We start from the raw sequence: 23,935 nt of genomic DNA, 5'->3' as shown, positions 1-23,935 counted from the left end.
TTGAAACGCAGATTATCGTAAATTTACGCAAAGAATATTGTCCCTTAAGTGTAGCAAGCCATCTAATCTGCGAAAATCTGCGATCATTTGCGTTTCAATAAAACACTGGCATAGTATGAATTAAATTTGAAGTACCACTTATAATAATATCCGCTAAATATCGTTATTCTATATAGTTATGGAACGTTTAAAGACATTTACAGATAAACGGGGGAGTCTGACCCTTCTTGAGGTAGGACAGGATATACCTTTTCCTGTTGAACGTGTGTTCTGGATACATAATGTACCCGAAGGACAGGAACGTGGACAACATGCCAATACGGAGCTGTCCGAATATCTTGTGGCTGTCAGCGGTAGTTTTGATATCTGGACAGAAGATATAACGGGACGTAAACACTATCATCTGTCTTCTCCTTCCGAAGGCTTGTTAATTCCGCCGGGAATGTGGAAGGTTATGAGTAATTTTTCACCGGATGCTGTTGTTCTTGTTCTGGCTTCTCATCCCTACTGCCTTGATAATTATATTAATTCATACGACGAATTCCTGGAATATATAAAGAAATGACACTTGCTATCCGAGACTTACAGTTGAGCGTTGTCCGTTATACATCGGACCAAAAGATAGTTTGGGATAGTTTTGTGGCTGCCTCCAGAAACGGTACGTTTTTGTTTATGCGTGATTATATGGATTATCATGCCGATCGTTTCACCGATTATTCTCTGCTGTTTTATAAAGGAGGGCGATTGCTCGCTTTATTACCGGGAAATATGGAGGGTGATACTTACTGTACGCATGGCGGCTTGACATATGGCGGGTTCGTTCTTGCTTATCAGGCAAGTGCGAGTGTAGTACTGGAGGCATTTTATCTTTTGTGCCGTTACCTGAAAGAAACCTCCGGAATAAAGCGGATTGTTTATCGTACTATTCCTTTTATATATCATAAATATCCTGCTGAAGAGGATTTGTATGCCCTGTTTCGCTTGAATGCCCGACTGACAGAGCGGAAGATCTCTTCGGTTGTAATGCCTGGTGGAGGCTGTCCTTTCAGCACACTTCGGCGTCGAAAACTGAAGCTTGCACATATGAGTGGATTAAGCATTTGCCAGGATGACGCTTTTAGTGCTTTCTGGCCTATTCTGGAGCATAATCTGCAACAACGTCATGATCGATTACCGGTACATTCGTTAGAGGAGATTGTACGCCTTAATCGTCTGTTCCCGGAAGAAATAAAACTTTATCGGGTACTCGATAAAAACGAAACGGTAGGAGGATGTGTGATGTATATCTCTGGTGAAGTAGCTCATGTCCAGTATATTGCTTCTACTGATAGAGGGCGGGATATGGGAGCACTTGATCTTTTGTTTGACTGCCTGATAAACCAAATTTATACAGAGAAACGTTATTTTGATTTTGGAGTTTCTGTAGAAGATGGAGGACGTTATCTGAATGAGGGATTAATATTCCAGAAAGAAGGATTTGGTGGACGTGCGGTCATGTATGATACATATGAACTTTGTTTAGACTCTGTGGATGATGATTAAATATTTCGATTTACAGCGTATTAGCGATTCTTTCGAACCGGAGATGTCGGATGTTATGCTTCGTGTGGTTCGTTCCGGTTGGTATTTACAGGGAGAAGAAAACCATCTTTTTGAAGAGGCTTTTGCTGATTATTGTGGTACAACCTGCTGTGTAGGTGTAGGTAACGGATTGGATGCATTGACTCTTATCTTTATGGCTTACTGCGAGTTGGGAGAAATGCAGCCCGGTGATGAGGTGATTGTTCCTGCCAATACTTACATTGCCTCTATATTAGCGGTGATCCGTGCCGGAATGAAGCCGGTTTTCTGTGAACCTTCTTTGTTGTCATGTAATATAGCTCCCGAAAAAATAGAATCCCTGATTAGCTCCCGAACCAAAGCTATACTTCCTGTGCATCTATACGGAAGATGTGCTGATATGCAGCCCATTAAAGATATAGCAAGACGTCATAATCTCAAAGTTGTGGAGGATGCGGCACAAGCTCATGGTGCCATTTATAATGGGAAACGTACCGGTAGCCTTGGAGATGCAGCCGGATTCAGTTTCTATCCGGCGAAGAACCTGGGTGCACTGGGAGATGGTGGTGCAGTGACTACCAATGATGAGTCGCTTGCTGCGATGGTCCGTTCTATCGCCAATTATGGCTCTTCTGCAAAGTATGTCCACCTTTATAAAGGTATAAACAGTCGCCTGGATGAACTTCAGGCCGCCGTATTGCGTCTGAAACTGTCGCGTCTCGATGCTGACAATGAACGTCGTCGCCTGATTGCCTCTCAATACATGACGCATATTCAGAATACGCAATTAACCTTGCCACGAGTCGATGACTGGCAGCAGCATGTATTTCATATTTTCCCTATCTTTTCATCTTGCCGTGACAGGTTGCAGACTTTCCTTGCGGAGGAAGGAATACAAACACAGATACATTATCCGATTCCTCCGCACAAACAAGAGGCCTTGACTGAATATGCTGCTCTTTCATTGCCGGTGACGGAGCAAATACATCGTGAAGAATTGAGCTTGCCCATGTCTCCCCTGATGACGGTTGAAGAAGTGGCCTATGTGATTGCGGCAATCAATAAGTTTGAATAAATCTGTTCGTATTCTGGGGATTAATGTGTTTCCCAAAAGTCTGCATACTGTTGTGCCACTTTTACATAGTCATGATGCTTTCTTACGTATTCAATGCTTTGTGCTGATAGTATTGGAATCTGTTCTTTATGTTGCACGATGAATTCCAGTTTCCGGAAAATATCTTCTTCGGAAGGATATACGTTAATAATAGGACGTAGTTCTTTCTCGTTTATTATTTCATAATTTTCTTCTTCTCCACCTCCCACAACGATAATCCCTTTTGCCATAGCTAACAAAGAGTTCATAGAAGGAGTATATGAATATAACTGATCTAATTGTACGTCGGCGTCATCCATTAACCGTTGATAGGTATCATAGGGAGTATCGATAGCTTCTGTAATATAACATAGGTCCGGATATCTTTGTTGTACTTCCTTGAGAACGGGATACATAATATCTGTTCCTTTGATATCACTTCGTGCAGATTGAATACCGATAAAAAAGTTCACTTTTTCGGGTTCGGGCCGTACCCGGCTAACAATGTCAGAATAGTCAATCGGGAGTGGGATGAACGTTAATTTATCCGGGAAGTATGAAGTGTAAGATACATAATACTCCCATAGGCAGGCTATGATGCCATTGCAGGTTTGAGCTATTTCTTTGTTGGCACGTGCTGTTCCGCCGTACAGGCATTCTTTTATTATTTTACGGTTGACAGGCGTGTCTCTGAATTTGTCCTGAGATTTGAAATCAGAATATTTAAAGACATTCGTTTCCATACAGGTTTTTACGTAGTAATGGTCTGTACCAAAGGCACCTAAGAATATCTTCTTATTATGTTTCCGTAAAAAACGATAGATGGGCAGGCTCTTTTCCGGTTTCAGATGCAGAAAACAGGGATTAACGATTTGTACGATATCATATCCCTTTAATTTAGGAAGCAATAATAAAACCTTTGCCAGATATTTGACTCCATCTATTTTACCATTTGTTGGGCGCAACAGAGAGATATCCCGTTTATAATTTTTCCAGTGGTTACCGTCTGAGACAACACACACTTCATGTCCTAATGTGCGGAGTCCTTCTGCTAAGGTCCAATGGATATTGCTGAATTCACCAAGAAGTAGTATTTTCATAACAGTGCAAAAAGATTGAGGGGTATTCGGGCTACAGAGTATTTCCATGAGTATTTTTCATTTGGTAATGGAAGAAACTGATGTTTTTTTAATTCTTTTAGAGCCGCAGGATATCCCAAAAGTGGATAATGGTTGTGTATTAATTGTAATATATAGTCAATCGTGAGGAAATGAATTCTCCTTTGTAGCGCCTGTTGTTGCTGTGAAGAAGCTTCTGCAGCTGTCTCTTTCAGATAGTTTTTCAGATCTGTCAGTATTTGCCGGAAATTCTGTATCCGTTGAGTACGGTTGGTTACATCCTGCTTGTGCAAAATAGAATGGGGGCACTGATAATAGGCATATACTGTCAAGTTTGTTATGATAGTAGTTCCGGCATGGAAATAGGCTTTGGCCACGAATGCTTCGTCTTCGTGATAGGCATTTTCAGGGAATACAAGCCGATGTTTGAGAAGCCATTCTCTTAGAAAAAGATGCCTCCAGGCTGTACCCATGAAATTATGTTCATTCATAAATGCAGCTCCTGTCGGGTAGGTTTTAAATGTAACTTCTTCTTTACTTCTAACTGCTTCATTGGAGTGTGATACTTGTTGAAATCCAAAAGATATCATATCCGGATGTTGTGTTAGCAGAGCCATACATTGTGGCAGCATTTCCGAAAATAGATAGTCATCCGCATCTATAAATAACAGATATTCTCCCCGGGCTTTACCAATACCAATATTACGCGCTCCACCCAATCCTTTGCCATTATCATCCTCAATGAGTATTTCGTAGTCCTCTGTTTCCATACCCTGATTGCGGATGGAAGTAATACAACGTTCCAGCATTTTTTTATTTGCCGTTCCATAAAAAGGAATGATTATACTTAGTAATGGCTTCATTATGCAAAAATAGTAATTTATTTAATATGCTGCCATAGTCTTTTTATGGCAATCCATAAGGAGAATGTGATTAATAACATACATATTGCATAGCCGTACCAAGGACTGACAGGTACCAGATAGCGTACAGAAATAAAACTGGCTATAGCTAATGTACTGGTAAAGAGAAATAGGTATAATACTTCCCGGTTAAATACAATCTTGAAGATTTTTCTGCAGGTAATTCCCACTATTGCCAGATAGCAGACATAACTGAATAAAAAAGCAATGCCTATTCCTTCAATTCCCCATAAAGTATATCCTATGATATTGGTTATTAGTATAGTGCTCCATGAAAATAATTCGGTACCAAGAAATAACCGGTGTGCTCCTTTAACGATAAGTATATATCCCATACTGGTAGAAACCACTTTAAAAATCATACCTAATATGGCCCATGACAGAAAAGGAATGACCGGTAGGAACGATTTGGTCAGTAGCAGGCGGACAATCAGAGGTGCTGTTGGCAGAAAGATTGTGATAACCGGACACAGTATCAGCAGTGATACTATGGTCTGCTGATTCATTATGGAACTGAGCTTTGTGTTTTGATTATGAACGGCTGCCAGTCGGGGGTAGTAGTCGGTACTCATTGCCACAAAGATAAGCCCGATGTATTTGTCTATCAGTCCGAACCCGGACTGGTAGATACCCACATCTTCCAATCCACCGTGACTTCTAAGGTAGATATTGAATAGATAGCTGACCAATGTACTGGCAAAACCGCTGATGGTAAGCATGGCTCCGATTGTGATGATACTTTTACCTTCCTGACGAACAGATAAAGGTGGCACCTTTTGTTTGTTGCGGAACAGCAGTGTAGCAAAGTAACCACAAATGGAAGAGAGTATAATAGCAACCACAACACCGTCTGTTCTCCATATATAGTAAATAGGTAGTGAGATAAGAAGTCCTGCGGATGCACCCAATAGATTGGCTTGTGCCAGAATACGGAGGCGTCGGAATCCTTGAAATATGGCGAGTTCTCCTTTGGCTAGCGTGTCAAATAAGATGGTACAGGCGAGCCACATATATGCTCCTGTGAAGTCTCGCGTTCCGAAACTCCATTGTGATAGCCAGGGAGAAAGTGCAAGCACCACCACTGCACCGAGTAAGCCGGCATATAAGCTCATTTGCCGGATTAGAGTTGCTATTTGTGCAGCTTTACGGGGATCTTCGGCAGAGGAGAGGCTTTTGACACCTCCCTGATTGATACCTAACCCCGTTATACTTTGTACCATGCTTATGGCATTGTTGAACATTCCTAACAGGCCTACACCGTCTACACCAAGAAGCAATGCCACCACTTTGGTACGTACCAAAGTAAGCAGAACCTGAAAAGCCTGTACGCCTCCGAAGAGGGCTGTAGCTTTTACGATACTTCTATATTCTTTTTGTTGTTCCATAAAACAATAGGCAAAGATAATTAAAAATAGTACACTGTCCGCATATAAGCGTACATGTGTTCATTTTCGTACACTAAGGATTTACTTTATACTGTTGGTTATCAGTGTTTTATTATTCTGGCACACCTCTTGCATTTATATATTACGAAGGCGGTCATCAAATAAAAAACGAAAAAAAACAGAAAGTGATGCAACCTTTGAATAAGTCAATACGTCTAATATATAAACAGGAAAAAATTTAACTAATAAAAAATATACGATTATGAAGACTACAGTATTTTTCAGAATGATTGTTTTAGTAGTGATGACAATTACAGGTGTTGTAAATGCAGAGTTAAAAGCACAGGATACGAACTTTGTAACGAATGAAGTTAAAGAGGGTGACTTAGTTACGTCGAAGGTTATCTATCGTATGGATGGTTCGCTTTATCGTCATATGAAATATGATTTTTCTTATGATGATCAGAATAGAATGACTGCAAAAGAGGCATTTAAATGGGATGGCAGTCATGATAAATGGACTCCGTATTTTAAGATTACTTATTTGTACACCAATAATGAAATCACAATGGAATATGCACGTTGGAATGAGAGTCGCAAAGCATATATTGATTCAGTAGAGAAGACGGTTTATGAGTTGAATGAACAAAACATGCCGGTTGCCTATATGAACTATAAGTGGAATAAATCGGAGAGTGACTGGACTATGAATGTGGTAAACAGAGTTGACTATAATTCAAATCTGATAGCATTTGCTTATTAAAAATATTTGTAATAAAAATAAAAACGAAGCTCCGCGTTACTTTCTTGGTAACGCGGAGCTTCGTTTTTCAGTGTATACTTTCTTTTATGGAAGTACAATTTTATCTGTAATGCAATAATTATTGCAGTAAACACGAATGATATAAAAACCACCCATGAGTCCGCCGGTTGGTAGAATGAAATAATTACCTGCTACGGCAGGTGTATTTGTGAAAAGCACTTGTCCGCTGATGCTAAGTATTTCTACTTTGTCTATACGTTCGCTTTGCAGAGTGAGATATCCGTCATGTGGGTTGCCGGATATCTGAATTCTGTTTTTATATCCGTTCCCCGGAGTATAAATGCCCGTAGCACGGTCCAGCATTAAAGTGGTAATGATAGGGTCATGGTCAGAACAGCGATAGGGATCCGGCGAATAGTTTATGGCATTTTTATAACCAAATTTACTTTGTTCATCTGCATTGATATGCCAGGGCGCTGCATCTACTACCTGCTTGCTCATGCTGGCAGAGGCTATGGAGTGATCCAGATAGCCGATAGCTCCATTGTAGGCATAGCTATAATCCTGCGGAGAGAAATGCTCCAGCAAGTTCACTAAAGAAGTATTTGTAAGTATCCGTATCGGGTCTTCTTTGGAGTATGCATTCAGATCTCCCAGTATCAGTATATCCGGGTCTTCGTAATAATTGGTTAGTGCATTCAGCTCGTTAACCAATGTGTAGGCTTCTGCTTTCCGTTGATTATTTGATTTCCCCTGTCCGTCATATTGATCGGCATCGGTGCCGCTACCAGACGATTTCGACTTAAAATGATTCAATGAGATAATCAGCCTTTCCTGGTTTTCTTTCAGATTGAAGGCCTGTGCTACATGACGGAGTTTGAGGTATGAACCAATGGTGAGGACTTCTTTATAAGATTCTACCTTATCCGTGTTGTAAACAAATACATTTTTAGTATACGTACTTTCTTTCGTATCCCCATTGTCTGTATAAGCATACCGGTTTGTTCCGGCTATGTCATTCAATCCTTTCACAATATCCTGCACGGCCGTTTTTCCTTCACCAACTTCGCAGAGTGCGTATATGTCTGCATTTATTGCTTTGAGAGCTGCAAGTATTTTAGTACGCTGGCGTGTGAACTCATTCAGGTTGGCTGCACCGTAGTCCGGATTCCACAATGACGAATTAGCAATGTAGAAGTTCAGGTTGAAGCTGGCGATTTTCAGGTTGTGTGGTGCTGTTACTTTCCGGGGGTGAGTGGTACGCTCATTACCTACGAAGGAAGGAGCCATTTTGGGGATGATTGTATAAGTGCCGTTATTGACAGATACTGTTCCCGTGAGGTTGGTGGTTTGTTGTCCGGTACGGTAAAAAGCTGTTTTATCTACTTTAAGGGATAGTATGCGCTTAGGGAACTCTTTTTGCCATTGAGCATACATTTCTTCCCCCGGTTCATGTTCTTCTGTGGCGGACTGTATGCGTTCGGCGGCTAAAACCAATATACCATTAGAACTTAATTGCCGGGTATCTGTGATAATGAGCGGATTGGTAATGGTTACATCCTTTCCATTCAGGCCTGTATTAAAATCATCAGGGAAGATAATCTTTTGTTGACCAAGCAGAGCGGTCGGCAGGAAAATCAGTAATAGGAGTAACCTTTGCTTCATAGACAGCTTTTTTGTTTATGAAGCAAAGATACTGATATTATTGGTTACTCAATAGCCTTTCCTTTGTAGAAGTCGAGAATCTTGGTACGGAACAGATAATCATATTTTGCCTGTATCTTGTCCGACAGCGATTTTGTCAGATTCTGTTTGGCTTCGTTGTATTCAACGAAAGTAGCTTTCCCGTTATCGAACTTTTCGCTCATCAGGCGGAAAGACTCTTCGTTGGCTGCGACGGCCGCTGTACTACTGTTGAATTTGCTTTCGGCAGCTATAGCGTTGTACCATGCCTGTTGAATCTCTTTGTAAAGCACCTTTTTAGTGTTATCAAGTTTCAGGGCGAGATTGGTTTGCTGTAGTCGGGCACTGCGAACGCGGTTACGGGTAGCCAAGCGGTTAAACAGTGGTATACTCAGATTGAATCCGATGCCTTTATTCAGATTGTTTTTCAACTGAGATCCGAAACTGTGCTCGGCAGATCCGTTTAGTGTATAGAAATTCGTTCCCAAATTCGCTCCGAAAGAAAGTTGTGGGTAGTAGTTACTTTGTGCGATGCGTATACTCTTTTCACTACCTTCCAAGCGAAGTTGTGCAGCCCGGATACCCGGTTTATTACTCAATGCTTCTGTATATATATCATCCGGTGGGGTCAGCGGGGCGAAATCTACAAGAGTATCTGGTTGTGCGAGTGAAAATCCTTTGGGAGTAGACAGTTCCAGCAATTGGCTCAAATTCAGTAAAGCCAATTGGTAATTGTTTTCAGCTTGTACTAAACTCATTTCATCTTGTGCTACCCGTGCTTTAGCTTCAGCTACTTCAGCTGCCGACGCTTTTCCTACTTCGGCCAGGCGGGTAATACGTTTGCATTGTTCTTTACTGAGTTCAACCTGGCTGGCTGCTACTTTATTGAGTTCCATATTAAATAAAACCTGTAGATAAGAAGAGGTCACATTAATAGCAACATCCTCTTTTGCCTTATTCAGATCTTCAATAGCAGCTTTGAAATTCAGTTTGCTAAGGGCATACTGATTGGGTAGTTGCAGTCCGGTAAATAGTGGGACATTGGTACTAAGACCGAATTGTGTACTACCACTATTGATGTCACTATACGTATTGTCTACCGGTGAAGCCGAACGTCCCCAGCTCCAGCTCTGACCTGCCGAGCCACTCAAATTCGGTAACCTTGCCCACTTTGCCGTATTTGCCTCTATAGCACTTTGTTCGGCAGCATTAGCTGTTTGCTGAATTTCTATATTGTGCTCGATGGCATAGTCGATACATTGGCGTAGCGTCCACCCTTCTTGAGCCTGACTGGTGGCATAGAGTGTGGCAAGAGAGAATATAATAAGTCCTTTTTTCATAATTTCCTGTTATTGATTTTACTTCTTATCTTTCTTTTCCGCTCCACGGATTTTGTCTTTGGCTGTTACACCACTTTTAATTTCAATCTTGATACCATCACTCATGCCGGCTATAACCGGTTTGCGCTGGAATTTCTGTTCTGGTACGGAATCTGTCATTATATATACAAATGTAGAGTCACCACTGAATTCGATCACGCTTTCGGGCACCGCCAATGCCTGCTGGGCACGTTGAAGCACAATCTCTGCGTTGGCCGAGTAGCCCGAACGGATCTGTACACTATCCGGAACGACTACCGCTGCTTTTATCTCAAACTGATTGGCTCCGTTTTCTTCCACACCTTTTGGTGAAATGTATTCCAGTATAGCATCGAATGTCAGGTTCTGCAATGCACCGATAGTCAGTTTTACGGGCATACCTTCGTGGATACGGCCTACTTCTGTTTCGTCTATCTTGCCTTTAAAGATCAGGTCATTCATGTTGGCCACCGTAGCAATAGTCGTTCCGTCATTGAACGTATTACTCATGATAACCGAATTACCGGCCTTTACCGGAACATCCAGGATCAGTCCGTCTATTGTAGAGCGAATCAGTGTACTGGAAAGTGAAGCACTGTTTTTGGTAATGCCTTCCTTGATGATTTCGAGAGCATCTTTGGCTGTTTGCACTTCCACATGGCTTTGTTTCAGTGCTACTTCGCTTTTCTCAAAGTCTTCTCGGCTGATCAGCTTGTCTTTGAATAGTTTCTCAATACGGTCAAAGTCTGTTTGTGCCTGCTTCTCATTTATTTCCGCCAGGCGCACACGACTTTCGGCGGAGTTTACCTGTCCCAGTTCCGGGATTACCTTTACTTTGGCAATCACTTCACCTTTGCGGATACTTTGTCCGGCTTCTTTATACACTTCGTCAATGATACCGGAGATCTGGGGTTTGATAAGAATTTCATCGCGTGGTTCTACTTTTCCCGTAGCTACGGTTGTTTTTTGAAGGTCGGCCACCTCTGCTGTTACGGTTTCGTATACAACAACTTTTGGTCTTGATTTCATCCACAGGAATACAAATGTCCCTATAATACCGGCTGCCAGGAGTACCAGCAATGTAATTTTCAGAAACTTTTTCATTTTAGTTTTATTTTTGATTTTTATTTTATTCTTGTTTTTCACTTTTCTTTGGCCCACGTATCTGTTATTCGTCCCTGATAGCCTCTATCGGTTTTATAGCCATTGCCCGGTAAGCAGGTGCCAGTCCTGCCAGCATGCCCAGCGTGACAAGTAGCAGGCAAGTACCTACGGCTAAGCCGAATGTCACCTGAAAGCCGAAAGACCTTCCGCTGTCACTGGTAATCGTCAGATCCATAACCTGAAGCACCAGCACGGCAAATGAAATTCCCATCATTCCGGCTACAGTGGTCAGTACCATGCTTTCGGAGAGAATCTGCTGGAGAATATCTTTGGGGCGTGCACCAATGGCACGGCGAATTCCAATTTCGGTTGTACGTTCGCGGACAGTCACCATCATAATATTCGATACCCCGATTGCTCCTGCCAGCAGTGTACCCAGTCCCACCATCCAGATAAGAATGCGTATTCCCGTGAACAAGTTGTCCATCATTGAAAACATGGCTTCTGTGTTCAGTACCATGATTGCTTGTTTGTCGTCCGGCGATATGAAGTGTGCTTCTTTAATGATACGTTCTACTTCCGGTTGTATATCGGTCACTTTCAGTCCGGGTTTCACTGTAAAGCAGGCCAGCTCTATGTTACGTCCCAGATTATAGGCCCGTTGCATGGTGGTGAAGGGTAGTATAACCGATTCTGACGACTGTCCTTGAATATTGATATTTCCTTCTGCTGCCGACATGCCGATGACACGGTAGTAAATTCCGTCTACACGTATGTATTTCCCCAGCGGGTCAGTTCCCGGGGTGAACAGGCTTTCGTATACACGCTTTCCGATGACGCACACTTTGCGTGCCTCACGGATATCCACATCGTTTATAAATCGTCCGAGTGCGATATCCTGTGCTTCGATATTTTCATATTCGGGGTGCAGACCTTTTACGATACAGTCGAACTTTTTGTCCTCGTGCACGGATTTAGCCCCCCAGCGGGCAATGGAAGGAGTAATAAGCTCGATGCCTTCTACATTTTCACGTATCCGTTCAATATCATCGATGTTCATACTCCACCAACGGCCTTTACTAAATCCTTTGTAAGCCTCACCTGTACGTTGGGGCCAGGCAAATCCCGAGTTGGTAGCAAACCCCTCAAATTGTACTTGCATTGCATTTTGCATACCCTGTCCGCCACCAATGAGTGCCACAAGCATGAAAATACCCCAGAATACACCGAATGCCGTAAGCAGGCTTCGGGTTTTGTTTCTTGTTATCGTGATGAGGATTTCCTCACACGTGTCCATGTCTATTCGCATCTTTATTATTTACTAAGTGCTATATTATTTGGTATGAGCTAAACGACAAAAGAATATTCTGTTTCTCTCATACCTCATTTGTTTATCTCGAATTTCCGTTAAGTTACGAAGAACCTTTAATCGTAAATTGTAAATCGTCCAGTCGTAAATATTATTAATCCGCTCTCAGTGCCTCAATCGGGCTGATACTAACCGCTTTGCGTGCGGGAAAAAATCCTGCCAGTGTTCCTGCAACTACCAGCGTCAGAGTTGCTTGTATGGCAATGCTCAGGTCCACTGTCGGGTTAGAGAATACTGTCTCCGACCACATGCCGTTGTCCATTTGCTGGTTTCCGAAAGCACTGTTCATCCATTCTGTTACGGCAATGCCCGCTACCATACCTATGTATCCGAAGAAAGTTGTTATAGCGATACTCTCTACGATGATAAGCCATAAGATAGATCCCGGTTTGGCTCCTAAGGCCTTGCGGATGCCGAATTCGTGGGTACGTTCTTTTACGGTAATCAGCATAATGTTTGATACCCCCACAATGCCACTTAGCAACGTAAAGATACCTATTACCCAGATGGCAATCCGAAGCATATTCATTGCACCCATGTTCCGCAGATAATTGGTAAACCGATTCCATATCCAGATAGCACTGTTATCTGTGGGATCAAAGCGGTGATTTGCTCCTAGCACTTTACGGTATTGTGTTTCAAAGGCTTCGTTGTCTTCTATTGATTTCAGATTTTTGGTGGTAAACACAATGTTGTTTAGTTTATCACCTTTATTATAAATAATCTGAAGGGTAGTAAAAGGGATATAGGCATCGCTTGAGCTATTGTCTCCCTGATCTTTGTATAGTCCTATCACCTGATAGACGATACCTCCGGTCTTCACATTTTGCCCGATGGGGTTTGTATGGGTTTTCCCGAAGAGTATATCGGCTGTCTTGACGTTAAGAACAACAACTTTTCTGCGTTGTTGTATATCCATTTCGTTGATAAACCTTCCTTCGGACAGTTTTACAGTTTCCACTTCCGGGAAGTTGGGAAATACACCTGTAAGACTCAGATTGACATACTCTTTGCCAAAGCTGAGGTTGGCACTACTCTGATACAGAGTTGCACCGACGCTGATTACGTTTTCCTGAAATTGTTGTTTTGTCACATCCAGGTCTTTGTTGTCCAGCCGGATATTTCGTCCCTCTTTTAGTCCTTCGTATGATTTGGTTGTCCACCCCGGATATATTTTTATGGAATTCAGCGCCCTTTCCGAAGACGATTGCTCAAAGGCATGTATTAATCCGTTGCCTGCTCCTAACAGCACGATAAGCATAAAAATTCCCCATGCCACAGCAAATCCGGTGAGGAAGGTACGAAGTTTATTCCGCTTGATGGTACCGTATATTTCTTGCCAAATGTCAAACATGATTTTATTTACGATTTAACGATTTACAATTAGACGATTGAAATTACTTTTGTATTTACGACTGTCCCTTGGCTTTATGATTTACAAAGATTTTTCAATCGTAAATTGTCAATCGTCCAATCGTAAATATCTTTACTTCATTATTCCGTGTTGTCCGAAAGGCGATGCATCGTGGTCTAGATTCTCCTCAATCTTTTCGATAATTCCGTCTTTGATATGGATTATTTTGTCGGTCTGGTTGGCCACACCGCTTTCGTGGGTCACTACTACGATAGTCATTCCTGTTTTGTGAAGGTCTTTCAGGATTTGCATCACTTCAACGGAAGTCTTACTATCCAATGCTCCGGTGGGTTCATCGGCAAGGATTATCTGTGGCTGGGTGATTAGTGCCCGTGCTATTGCCACACGTTGTTTTTGCCCACCGCTCATTTCGTTTGGCATGTGATGTGCCCAGTCTTTCAGTCCCAGTTTGTCGAGATATTCCAGTGCTAAAGCGTTCCGTTTTTTACGTCCCACTCCCTGGTAGAATAACGGGAGGGCTACATTTTCCACTGCATTTTTAAAAGAAATCAGATTGAAAGATTGGAAAATAAACCCGATCATCCGGTTTCTGTATTCTGCAGCTTTCGTTTCGCTGAGGTTCTTTATCAATACATTGTTCAGGTAATATTCGCCGGTATCATAATTGTCCAGAATGCCCAGTATATTTAGTAAGGTGGATTTTCCAGAGCCCGATGCCCCCATGATGGATACAAACTCACCCCGTTTGATATCGAGGTTGATACCTTTGAGTACATGGAGAGGTGCTCCGTTGTAGTAGGTCTTGTTAATGTCTTTAAGGTATATCACAATTTCCTTTGTTTAGTTTTTATTTTCTTATAATTTCATCTATTAGACGCACGTAAGATACGAAAAGTTGCAAACAGAGTGAACTTTTTTTCAAAAACATTTTGCCGAATCAATCTTCTTTACGTAATTTGTGTGCAATAAATATTTAATAAGCTAACCCTTTTAAACGAACTATCATGAATTCAAACATGGAAAAGCCCTATGTAGTGGGTATTGACATAGGCGGAACAAACTCTGTCTTTGGTATTGTAGACGCACGTGGAACTATTATAGCAAGTGGCTCGGTGAAAACTCAGGCCTATTCTACAGTAGAAGAGTATGTAGACGAAGTGTGCAAAAACCTTCTTCCACTTATCATCTCACAGGGCGGGGTTGAAAAAATAAAAGGTATCGGTATCGGTGCTCCTAATGGAAATTATTATAGCGGAACAATTGAGTTTGCTCCAAACTTGCCCTGGAAGGGCATTATCCCTCTGGCTGCAATGTTTGAAGAACGTCTTGGCATTCCTACTGCATTAACCAATGATGCGAATGCAGCAGCTGTAGGTGAAATGACATATGGTGCTGCCCGTGGTATGAAAGATTTTATCATGATTACGTTGGGAACAGGTGTAGGTAGCGGTATCGTAATCAACGGACAGATGGTTTATGGTCATGACGGCTTTGCCGGTGAACTGGGCCATGTGATTGTTCGTCGTGGTACAGGACGTATGTGCGGTTGTGGTCGTAAAGGCTGTCTGGAGACTTACTGTTCGGCTACAGGTGTGGCTCGTACAGCACGTGAATTGTTGGCTGCCCGTACAGATGCAAGCCTTTTGCGTAATATTTCTGCTGAAAACATTACTTCTAAGGATGTATATGATGCAGCAGTGCAAGGTGATAAACTGGCACAGGAAATTTTTGAATTCACGGGTACTTTGCTTGGTGAAGCACTGGCAGATTTCATAGCGTTCTCCAGTCCGGAAGCGATTGTATTGTTTGGTGGTCTGGCAAAATCGGGTGATTACATTATGAAGCCGATCCACAAAGCCATGGAAGATAACCTGCTTAATATCTATAAAGGAAAAACCAAATTGTTGGTTTCCGAACTGAAAGATTCTGATGCTGCTGTATTGGGTGCCAGTGCATTGGCTTGGGAACTGAAAGATATGTAATAAGCGTGTCCCATTAATTATTTATAAAGGTAATGAAGCCCCGGATGAACCAGTTGTTCATTCGGGGCTTCTGGTTTCTGCACATGGATTTATTCGGAAAACTCCTGTGGAATATAGAATGAACCGAGAGATAATTAGGTTTTGTTCCCCTCCGTTATTTTTTAGGAAATCAGAAAGGAACAGACATCCCAATGATTTATTAGGTCAATATATAGTTGTCGAAAAAGTAATAACAAGACTTTTATAAAAGGAAACAAAAGATAAAATGTGAGTCTTTGCTTTTAATGTAATTGACTGGTTGATAATGAATAAAGCTTTCGAATTTAAAGGCTGACAAAAGTGTACATTATAGTGAGTGTTAATTGTACACTTTTGTCCTGCTAATTTGTACATTCTTGTGCTGCTTAATTGTACACTTTGGTAAAGTGAATTTTAAACGTTAAAAAAACGTATTAACGATGTTAACGAAATGCGAGTTAGATATAGTGGTAGTTTATTTATGAATGATTACAAATACTATTGATACGGGAGGCATATCAATATAACACAGTTTATTGGATATTGACATATATCGTTTAGCCATTAAAAAAAAGAAGTAGAAAATGTACAGTGTTAATATACATTCTCTACTTCAATTGAACTCCGGGAACTCCCGGTTTAAACCTATTTACCTCTTTATTACCTTAAATGCTTTTGTTATATTGGATGCTTCTACTTTAACAATGTAGCATCCGCTATTCAGACCAGCCAGCTTCTTTTGTTTTTCGCTAACGTTCATAACTGCATTCCCTGCCAGATCATAAATAACGGCTGTTGCATTATCTCCGATATTCAATGTTTGGCTTGCTGCGTCATAGTAAGCAGTGAGGTCGGCATTGGCAGATGTGATTCCTACCAGTTTGCTGAATGTAGCTTCGATGCTGACATCCCCTTTCGCTTCGAATGAATACTCCATATAGTTGCCATAATCATCTACTTCATTATTCAGGTCGACAGCCTCTTCATTGTTTTTCAGACCAATCACTTTCTCTCCTTTGTTAGGGGTGAGGGTGATGGTGATGAAATCGCCTTCATTGATTTTATCTCCATCAGAAATTTCTGCCTGGGTATCATAATTTTTGGCAGCTACTGAACCTGAGTTTGGAGTAACATTTACCATGTTGAATGTATACTGCGTGCTCTTGAATGATACTTTGATATCAATAGAATTGGTAGCAGTAATCTTTAGTGTATTGTTTTTCAAATCACTCAACCGGTTTTCGTCGTTGATAGTGAAAGAAGCAATCTTTACATTTTCGTTAGGAGCCACTTCAATTGTCAGTTCGGTGCCTGCTTCTATTTCGTCACCGCTACTAATAGCGTTTTCTCCTGCTTTTACATTGATTGCACCCAGATCCGGGGTTGCATTGGCATAAGTAACTGCGTAGGCTGCATCTACTATGCGCATCTCAAAGTCGTAGAATCCACCGTCTACATATGTACCACATGCATTGTCTCCACCTTGAGTATCACCGTCGGTGAAGAGTACACGCATCAATGTTTTCTTTGCAGAGAAATCTTCCGGTATAGTGAAACTTGCAACAACATTATTCAGATTATTATTACTGTTGCTTGTATCTCCGTATTTGATAATCATTTCGTCGACACCGAACTGGCCGTCTCCATTCAAGTCAACGAAAATACGTTCAACTCCCCAGCGGCCGTTTTGTGCCTGCACAGTTACTTCAATCGTTTGTCCGGTTCTGACTGCCATAGAGCGGTCTACGATTTTGTTGTAGTTATCATAATTTCCGGTACCTGTGTCTGTGTAATTCAGATTGGCGACAGCTCCGGTAGTAGTTGCCGATGTGATGTGTCCCACTTCGCGCCCTTTTGAGAAAGTAGGAGTACAATATTCAACTTCCGCTTCGGTGAATTCAATAGTAACGTTTGTTGTTACTGATACAGTAAACTCTGTGCCTTCGATAGCCATACCGTTCACCAGGATAGAACTTACCTGATAACCAGCATCGGGAGTTGCTACAATGCTCAGTACAGTGCCATTCTCAAATTTATCGCCGGAAGTAATGGCCGCTCCGTCTTTCCGGATCTCGAAAGAACCGCCGGTAGCAGGTTGCTCCAGAGTTATGGCGAAAGCACGTCCGTCTACCAGAGTAGGAGATGTGGGAGTACTGGTAGTATATGGGAATTCTCCCTCTCCTTGCCATTTTGTTGTACCGGATATTTTATTGTATACTGCGTTGATATTCGCTTTGTCTCCCTCTATCTGATTGGCAAATGCTCCGGTAGTGCCGTCTACTTCCTCATTCAGATTGTAGAGTGCGGTGATACTGTTTACGGTAGAGGCATCAATCATGGCCTGGGCGGCTTCTTCTTGTGTCAGTGCTTTATTATAGAACTGAAATTCATCACAGAAACCATCGTACAGACTTCCGCCTACATAGAAGATACATGGATCATCTGCGAATATTTCCAGTTTACTATCTCCTAATTCAACGGTAGCTCCAAGTATTTCTCCGTTTTTGTAGGCTGTGATACTGTTATTGTCATAATCGTAGGCAACAGTGAGGTAGATCCACTCACCAACATTTACTTTTTCGGTTAATGAATATTCTTTTTTATTACCTTTTACATAGAAGTCTCCATCTTTGTTGGCCATAAGTATCAGACTTCCATTTTGGTTGAAATGTCCCTGGGCACCATGTCCCATGATATAAGACATACCTCCTGCAGGCAGTGCTCTGAGATTAACCCATGCTGCTATTGTGAAAGATTTACCTATGCGCTCGTCGGTGGTACCGCGTTCGCCAAGCAAGTTGTCGAGAACTTCAAGACGATATGCAGTTAATTTATTACTCTGCCATACAGCAGCCGGGATATCTATTGCTTTATTCTCACTTGCATTTACGCTGATAAATGAAGTTAATAAGAGAACTAATAATGTGAAAAGAGTATTTTTATTCATAGTAATAATATGTATTTGATTTTTTTATTCTGTTGAATGGTTTGCGAAACTGCCGGATGGTGTACTTCGCGTTGAGACGGAAAGAATTGCCGGATCCCGGATGGAGGATTGAATGCGATTGTTTTTCATCATACTTTTAAATTTATAGATTATACAAACCAGACGACGTTTTCGTCCCCTATATCTTTAAAGCAGATGAGCCGGAAGTCTCCCTAGTGGAAAGTGTAAAAAAAACAAGGACATCACATTTTGCAGAAGTGTAGGGGATTTTTCTCTGCAAATTGTGTGTCCTTGCGTCTGTAATAAAGTATTACTCGCTTAACTGTAGTTTGTTATGACCGGTCACAGTAATATCTAATCCTTTTATGCTTAGCTGCATTGTGAACGAAATACCGTCTTTCTTACGACCAAACCAGTTGGCATCGTCGAGTTTAAGTCGGTAAATCATCGTTTCCGGATCCCAGTTTGCCTTAGATAGTTTACCATCATCATAATAATAAGACTGATCGGGGATATCTACTATAGCATATGTATCCCGCGTTTCGTCGAAATCAGAAACGTAGAATTGTATATAGTAATTTCCGTCTTCTGCCTTCACAATCGGATCGGAGTTTACAAATGCATACTGGAAGAGATCAAATTCGCATATCTTCTGGCGGAAACCGTAATCCCAGCGTTTGATGTACATTTCATATTCTCCTGTCGGGTATTTCTCATACGAGAACTTGATAGGCAGATATTCTTCTGCATCATCGGCTTTATACGTAGAGGCTATACTTTCTATGATCTCACCCGTGGCTTTGTTGACAAACTCCAGTGAATCAATAGAACCGTAAGTGGCAATATCGAGCCAGCCATCTGCTGCTACTCTAATGACACCTGCTGCTTTCTGAGACAGATCTACTGTGATATCTTTGAGTACGCAGAATTTAAACCGATCCAGTTTCTGGTAAGTATCACCACGTACCAACAGCAGGTCGTATTCTCCTACTGTCCAGTTATCTTTGAATCCGAGCCCCACCATAATGGTGTCTGAACGGTAGGTACGTTGGTAATATCCTAATTCGTCTCCGATAATTCCTGCATATTTATATCCCCAGTCCAGGTACAAATCTTCGTTATTTTCGGCTTTGCGTACAATGAATTCGTCACTTTGCTGTACACCGTCTACTTTGATAAACAGCAAGGCTCCGGATTCCTGAATAGGAACCTCATAACTACCTTTGTAGTTTTCCGTAGGATTAAATTCTATCAGACTACCGTTGGTGGACGGTCCTGAAAGGCTGTTGTCGTCGTCACTACAACCCCATAACAACGGGAGTGCCAAGTAGAACAGTAATCTTAATGTAAGATGTTTCATATTCGTTATTTTCAGATTCAAAAAATGAAAGGAGAGGGTGTGTGGGTTACGACACACCCTTTCTGTTACATCGGTGGTATTATTCTTTTATTACTTTGAATGAACGGACACATTTACCGTCTCTTGAAATTATCACATAGTACACACCCTTCGGAGCATCGAAACTCAATTTGCAAACCTCATTGTTGTCAGCATGATATTGTTTGGCTGTAATCAGTTTACCTTGTGTATCGCATACTCTTACGTCATACTTACCTTCCTGTGAGAACATGATATTGGCATATTCCATGAACGGATTCGGATAAATGCTCAGATCTTCTACTACCTCGTTTTTGATACCTACACCACCTTTTACTACAATATAGTCGTTGATCGTTTTGGTTGTAGTTCCCCAGGAATTGGTCAGTGTCAGACTAACCGGGAATTCACCCTCTTTAGCATAAGAAGCCGTAGCAGATGTGTTGCTATCCTGAGTGAAAGATGCACCCTCTAAAATCCATTTGGCTGATTCAAAAGTAACTTTTCTTACACCGGTGATTGACGGAACACCCAATGCGGTAGATAACTGATTCTGCGGAGTATCGATTGTTTTCTTATCGACTACAGAACTGATTGTCATATAAGCACCTTTCACCAGTGTGGAGTTCTTACCCTTATTGGGGAAATATGTATTACCATCGTCATCGGTCTGAGTCTCTTCAAAAGTGAAGTATCCCTGTAGACCGGTAGGAGCAATTCTATATCCCTTCATTGACTGCTGTACTTCGGCATCAGTAAGAGCCTTGTCCCAGATCTGTACTTCGTCTACCCATCCGGTGAAGCTGGCGAGGTTGGTCATGTTGCCGCCTACATAGAAGTTAGCACCTTGCCAGTCTTTTGGACCTCTACCTCTGGATGTTACATCCAACACCTTCTTGCCATTCAGATACATCTTCACATTTTTACCATTCTTAACCACACAAACATGATACCAAACTCCCGGAGTCAGTGAATATCCTGTCGTAATACCATCTACTTCAGCATTGTGCTCATAGTTAGCAGTACCTGCAGGAGGAGCATCTACAGATACAGACAGTTCATTTTCTACATTTGCATATTTGCTGTAGTCAAAAGGACGGATGGCTGTCCACATCTCACCCCATACCTGTTCTGTCCATGTACCAGAATAGTTTCTGTTCACTTTGGTCATCAGAAGAGTACCTAAAGATGCATGCTCAAACTTCTCAACCTTGAACCACAGTCCGAATGATGTCGTTTGATAATTGCTGAGTACACCACTGTTTACGGTCAATTGGTAAGGCTCTTTCATATAAAGTGCTTGTGATACATTACAGTCGGCATCATTGTAGGTTACACCTTCGTTGATCTCTGCCGTGAGTTTCACCGGAGTATCGGCTTTGGGTTCAGTATTGTCTGCAAGGATATTAGTTACTTCCGGTAACCGTCCTGTTTCTTCTTTAGAGATAAGGAGCAAGCCACGGGTCATATTCTCTTTGCCTTCACTGGTTACTTTAACATCATAGGTACCTTCTTCGGGTAGTGAAGTTGTGAAAGATAAGGCGGCCACATCATTGGAGCTAACTTCTGCTCCTGTCAGTGAATTGTATATCTGGAACTTAGATACGGCATGATTAGGATCTTCAAATCCGATAGTGAATTCTTCTCCCGGTTTGATGATATCCTTGTCGATATTGATGGTTTCAATAATTGCAAGATCACTTTCAAGAGCATCACTCCATACAATTGGCGAAGCCTTTTTACCATCCAGACCGATAGCACGTACACCAACCTGGAAAGTCGGATCTGTTGTGTTTTTAAGTGGAGCATCTACAACATAGGCAGCCCATGAAGTGGTAGTAGTCACTACGAATGGAGTAACATCTTTTTGTTTCACGTAAATCTCGAAATAAGAAGTGTTTACTTCTTCATTGTAGATCGGGCATCCTTCATATTCTGGTTTTCTGTCACCGGTGAATGCAGAGTTAAATGTAATTTTGAAATCTGCACGGTTATATACGCGTTTCATTACTTTCGTTGCGGCGATAGTCGGACGTACCGGTGTTTTGTTAAAGTCTGAAGGAACGAATGAGAGTTCACCCAACAGTGTTTCATAATTGCTATCAGTACCGGCTACAGATAATCCGATACATCCGATAACATCATTGGCTTGTAAATCTAATTCGGATGCGTTGACAGTGATGGTTGTCCATTCGCCTTGTGCGATACCTTCTGCCGGAATAGTATAATAAGCAAACGTATTGGCATGGCCTTCTTTGGATACCATCAATTTCATTTTAGGATCAGTTCCGCTGTTGACTTTGAATGTTAGGGAGAATTTATCCTCTCCGGATACTACATTGAATTTTGTACGGAACAAACGGATATCAGAATGTGCAGTAGCACCATGTATTTTCAGGCAGGAACCTGCGAACCATGCATCGTCAAAAGTGAAATCACACTGAATAGCATCGGTAGGAACTGTCTGGCCGTCACCATTGTCAATCCACCAGCGCCAGGTTGGCAGCATGTCTTGTATACCGATGTTGTACCATTTATGATCGAAGGTAGTTACTCCGTCTTTCTTGAAGAACATACCGTTACCTAAGTTGAAACGTGTAAAGAAAGGAGTTTCTGTCAGCGCACTCTCTTCAATAACAGCTTTAGAATATCCGTGCCAGTTTTTTAATTGGCTTAAGTTGGCTGTTACTTGTGCATCAGTTACAGGCGGGGTATTCAGAACATTACGTGTACCACCGGTAAACAGCAGTTCCTGTTTGGTCTGATACTCTTTCTGAATGGCTAAGTCGGAAGTACCTCCTTCTGTAGAGCTGGCATACAACTGGCTACGGTCGTGTGCTCCCCATACTACTACTGAAACAGGTTGTCTCATCAATGCTGACCATCTTAAACCGTAACCACGTCCTTGCTGGTCGAAACCTGCATATACATCGAAAGTACTACGGCCCAATGTTTTGGCTGCTTCTGCTGATTTTATCAGTTGGTTTTCTCCCCAGTTATAGTTCAGGAAGAATACATCTGTAACAGGTTCTCCGTTTTTCTGGAACCATTTATCGTTTTCACCGATTCCAAGGCTACATCCGTTATCTGAAAGACCACCGGAATTGGAAACGAAAGCGTACCAGTCTACGTGGAACGGCCAGTTTTCTTCTCTCGCTACTTTATGACACTCTGCCAGGAAAGAAGAGAAGTTTTCGTTCAGTGTAGAAGACCAATATCCTTCGGGGTTGATGCCGATACCATCTATACCATAATATTTCAGGAACTGGATCAGTTTGCGGGCATATTTAAAGTTACCGCTTCCGTCTTTGGCGCAAAGTTGTCCGAGGAACTTTCCGGCCTCACTGCTTTCGGTTACCGAAGCAGCCCAGTCTATGAAATAGAGGCATCCTGTTTTCACACCATTTTTGTGAGCTACGTCATTGAATGCACCCGGTACACGGAACCAGGAGTTAGACCAGTTACCATGGATGTTGATGTATTGCCACATATTGAAGTTGTCTGCTTCAAAATTGTAACGGGGAAGTGGCCCCCACTTTTTGGTCATTTCACCGATAGGAGCCCACCAGCAAAGATTTTTGTTATTTGCATCTGTAAGATCTTTATTAGCTTTTGTTTCATTGTTCCAGAAACGTTCTTTCAAGGGAACACGTGAGATAAAGAAATTATCATCCATATATGCCGGATCGTCACTGAAAGAACTGCCGGGTGTCCATTTGTCAAGAGCTTCAATCATCTTGTTCTTGTCTGTTATTCCGAAGTCCACGTACATGTCGTGTGTTGGAATACTCTGAGCCATCGTACCGATAGATGCCAATAGGCCAATCGATGCAAATAGGTTTCTGAATTTCATCATAACTATTAGGATTTAGTGAATTA

At 41.8% G+C, this 23,935-nt stretch carries 17 protein-coding genes; 5 read left to right on the top strand and 12 right to left on the bottom strand.

Features of this window, described 5'->3' with window-relative positions; genetic code table 11:
* Positions 1-178 precede the first annotated feature (178 nt).
* The 3 genes from VCM39_RS19350 to VCM39_RS19340 are packed head-to-tail and all read left to right on the top strand — an operon-like array spanning position 179 to position 2,635.
* Complete coding sequence (locus VCM39_RS19350) at positions 179-565, top strand: sugar 3,4-ketoisomerase (RefSeq protein WP_002559095.1); 387 nt, start codon at positions 179-181, stop codon at positions 563-565.
* The gene (locus tag VCM39_RS19345) at positions 562-1,542 is read left to right on the top strand and encodes a GNAT family N-acetyltransferase (RefSeq protein ID WP_322933613.1); all 981 of its coding nucleotides are present in this window, start codon (positions 562-564) and stop codon (positions 1,540-1,542) included. Before VCM39_RS19350 ends, VCM39_RS19345 begins: the two co-directional genes overlap by 4 nt.
* Positions 1,535-2,635, top strand: coding sequence for a DegT/DnrJ/EryC1/StrS family aminotransferase (locus VCM39_RS19340; RefSeq protein ID WP_221650339.1), 1,101 nt, complete (start codon positions 1,535-1,537; stop codon positions 2,633-2,635). The genes VCM39_RS19345 and VCM39_RS19340 overlap by 8 nt, the downstream gene beginning before the upstream one ends.
* A gap of 20 nt (positions 2,636-2,655) precedes the next feature.
* Here the strand turns inward: VCM39_RS19340 and VCM39_RS19335 are convergent, their stop codons facing one another.
* From VCM39_RS19335 to VCM39_RS19325, 3 genes are read right to left on the bottom strand one after another with little or no spacing between them, the layout of a single operon-like run.
* Complete coding sequence (locus tag VCM39_RS19335) at positions 2,656-3,753, bottom strand: hypothetical protein (RefSeq protein ID WP_322933615.1); 1,098 nt, start codon at positions 3,751-3,753, stop codon at positions 2,656-2,658.
* Positions 3,750-4,634, bottom strand: a complete 885-nt coding sequence (locus VCM39_RS19330) for a glycosyltransferase family 2 protein (RefSeq protein ID WP_322933616.1) — start codon at positions 4,632-4,634, stop codon at positions 3,750-3,752. Before VCM39_RS19330 ends, VCM39_RS19335 begins: the two co-directional genes overlap by 4 nt.
* Before the next feature lie 17 nt (positions 4,635-4,651).
* Positions 4,652-6,079 (bottom strand): O-antigen translocase, encoded by a 1,428-nt coding sequence (locus tag VCM39_RS19325; protein WP_322933617.1) that lies wholly within the window; start codon positions 6,077-6,079, stop codon positions 4,652-4,654.
* Positions 6,080-6,341: 262 nt separating this feature from the next.
* On the opposite strand from VCM39_RS19325, the gene VCM39_RS19320 reads away from it, so the two are divergent.
* Positions 6,342-6,842, top strand: coding sequence for a DUF3836 domain-containing protein (locus tag VCM39_RS19320; RefSeq protein ID WP_221650305.1), 501 nt, complete (start codon positions 6,342-6,344; stop codon positions 6,840-6,842).
* Positions 6,843-6,926: 84 nt separating this feature from the next.
* Here VCM39_RS19320 and VCM39_RS19315 read toward each other — a convergent pair whose 3' ends face one another.
* The 6 genes from VCM39_RS19315 to VCM39_RS19290 all read right to left on the bottom strand — a co-directional run bounded on the left by VCM39_RS19315 (position 6,927) and on the right by VCM39_RS19290 (position 14,559).
* Positions 6,927-8,507 (bottom strand): ExeM/NucH family extracellular endonuclease, encoded by a 1,581-nt coding sequence (locus tag VCM39_RS19315; protein WP_322933618.1) that lies wholly within the window; start codon positions 8,505-8,507, stop codon positions 6,927-6,929.
* A 44-nt stretch (positions 8,508-8,551) separates the two neighbouring features.
* Positions 8,552-9,865 (bottom strand): TolC family protein, encoded by a 1,314-nt coding sequence (locus VCM39_RS19310; RefSeq protein ID WP_221650306.1) that lies wholly within the window; start codon positions 9,863-9,865, stop codon positions 8,552-8,554.
* A gap of 18 nt (positions 9,866-9,883) precedes the next feature.
* Positions 9,884-10,987, bottom strand: coding sequence for an efflux RND transporter periplasmic adaptor subunit (locus VCM39_RS19305; protein WP_289292764.1), 1,104 nt, complete (start codon positions 10,985-10,987; stop codon positions 9,884-9,886).
* Positions 10,988-11,051: 64 nt separating this feature from the next.
* Positions 11,052-12,296: an ABC transporter permease gene (locus VCM39_RS19300; RefSeq protein WP_289292765.1), complete on the bottom strand. Its 1,245-nt coding sequence runs from the start codon at positions 12,294-12,296 to the stop codon at positions 11,052-11,054.
* 154 nt (positions 12,297-12,450) lie between these two features.
* A complete protein-coding gene (locus tag VCM39_RS19295; protein ID WP_221650309.1) occupies positions 12,451-13,710 on the bottom strand; it encodes an ABC transporter permease in 1,260 nt (419 codons plus the stop codon).
* Positions 13,711-13,842: 132 nt separating this feature from the next.
* Complete coding sequence (locus tag VCM39_RS19290) at positions 13,843-14,559, bottom strand: ABC transporter ATP-binding protein (protein ID WP_221650310.1); 717 nt, start codon at positions 14,557-14,559, stop codon at positions 13,843-13,845.
* A 176-nt stretch (positions 14,560-14,735) separates the two neighbouring features.
* On the opposite strand from VCM39_RS19290, the gene VCM39_RS19285 reads away from it, so the two are divergent.
* Positions 14,736-15,713, top strand: a complete 978-nt coding sequence (locus tag VCM39_RS19285; RefSeq protein WP_002559109.1) for an ROK family protein — start codon at positions 14,736-14,738, stop codon at positions 15,711-15,713.
* Between the two features lie 667 nt (positions 15,714-16,380).
* Here VCM39_RS19285 and VCM39_RS19280 read toward each other — a convergent pair.
* From VCM39_RS19280 to VCM39_RS19270, 3 genes are all read right to left on the bottom strand, one after another.
* A complete protein-coding gene (locus VCM39_RS19280) occupies positions 16,381-18,678 on the bottom strand; it encodes a LamG-like jellyroll fold domain-containing protein (RefSeq protein WP_289292767.1) in 2,298 nt (765 codons plus the stop codon).
* A 310-nt stretch (positions 18,679-18,988) separates the two neighbouring features.
* Positions 18,989-20,038 (bottom strand): hypothetical protein, encoded by a 1,050-nt coding sequence (locus VCM39_RS19275; RefSeq protein WP_289292768.1) that lies wholly within the window; start codon positions 20,036-20,038, stop codon positions 18,989-18,991.
* A 79-nt stretch (positions 20,039-20,117) separates the two neighbouring features.
* Positions 20,118-23,912: an endo-beta-N-acetylglucosaminidase gene (locus tag VCM39_RS19270; RefSeq protein WP_322933619.1), complete on the bottom strand. Its 3,795-nt coding sequence runs from the start codon at positions 23,910-23,912 to the stop codon at positions 20,118-20,120.
* Between the last annotated feature and the right edge of the window lie 23 nt (positions 23,913-23,935).

The organism is Bacteroides mucinivorans (assembly GCF_034654355.2).
Lineage (GTDB): Bacteria > Bacteroidota > Bacteroidia > Bacteroidales > Bacteroidaceae > Bacteroides > Bacteroides nordii.
Note: the sequence above shows the minus strand (reverse complement) of the source record. Positions and strands in the feature narration are given on the sequence as shown.

Coding starts and splice junctions, on each gene's coding strand:
- VCM39_RS19305 (WP_289292764.1), bottom strand. CDS start 10,987: ATGAAAAAGTTTCTGAAAATTACATTGCTGGTACTCCTGGCAGCCGGT.
- VCM39_RS19340 (WP_221650339.1), top strand. CDS start 1,535: ATGATTAAATATTTCGATTTACAGCGTATTAGCGATTCTTTCGAACCG.
- VCM39_RS19325 (WP_322933617.1), bottom strand. CDS start 6,079: ATGGAACAACAAAAAGAATATAGAAGTATCGTAAAAGCTACAGCCCTC.
- VCM39_RS19330 (WP_322933616.1), bottom strand. CDS start 4,634: ATGAAGCCATTACTAAGTATAATCATTCCTTTTTATGGAACGGCAAAT.
- VCM39_RS19285 (WP_002559109.1), top strand. CDS start 14,736: ATGAATTCAAACATGGAAAAGCCCTATGTAGTGGGTATTGACATAGGC.
- VCM39_RS19310 (WP_221650306.1), bottom strand. CDS start 9,865: ATGAAAAAAGGACTTATTATATTCTCTCTTGCCACACTCTATGCCACC.
- VCM39_RS19350 (WP_002559095.1), top strand. CDS start 179: ATGGAACGTTTAAAGACATTTACAGATAAACGGGGGAGTCTGACCCTT.
- VCM39_RS19295 (WP_221650309.1), bottom strand. CDS start 13,710: ATGTTTGACATTTGGCAAGAAATATACGGTACCATCAAGCGGAATAAA.
- VCM39_RS19300 (WP_289292765.1), bottom strand. CDS start 12,296: ATGCGAATAGACATGGACACGTGTGAGGAAATCCTCATCACGATAACA.
- VCM39_RS19275 (WP_289292768.1), bottom strand. CDS start 20,038: ATGAAACATCTTACATTAAGATTACTGTTCTACTTGGCACTCCCGTTG.
- VCM39_RS19315 (WP_322933618.1), bottom strand. CDS start 8,507: ATGAAGCAAAGGTTACTCCTATTACTGATTTTCCTGCCGACCGCTCTG.
- VCM39_RS19280 (WP_289292767.1), bottom strand. CDS start 18,678: ATGAATAAAAATACTCTTTTCACATTATTAGTTCTCTTATTAACTTCA.
- VCM39_RS19270 (WP_322933619.1), bottom strand. CDS start 23,912: ATGATGAAATTCAGAAACCTATTTGCATCGATTGGCCTATTGGCATCT.
- VCM39_RS19335 (WP_322933615.1), bottom strand. CDS start 3,753: ATGAAAATACTACTTCTTGGTGAATTCAGCAATATCCATTGGACCTTA.
- VCM39_RS19320 (WP_221650305.1), top strand. CDS start 6,342: ATGAAGACTACAGTATTTTTCAGAATGATTGTTTTAGTAGTGATGACA.
- VCM39_RS19345 (WP_322933613.1), top strand. CDS start 562: ATGACACTTGCTATCCGAGACTTACAGTTGAGCGTTGTCCGTTATACA.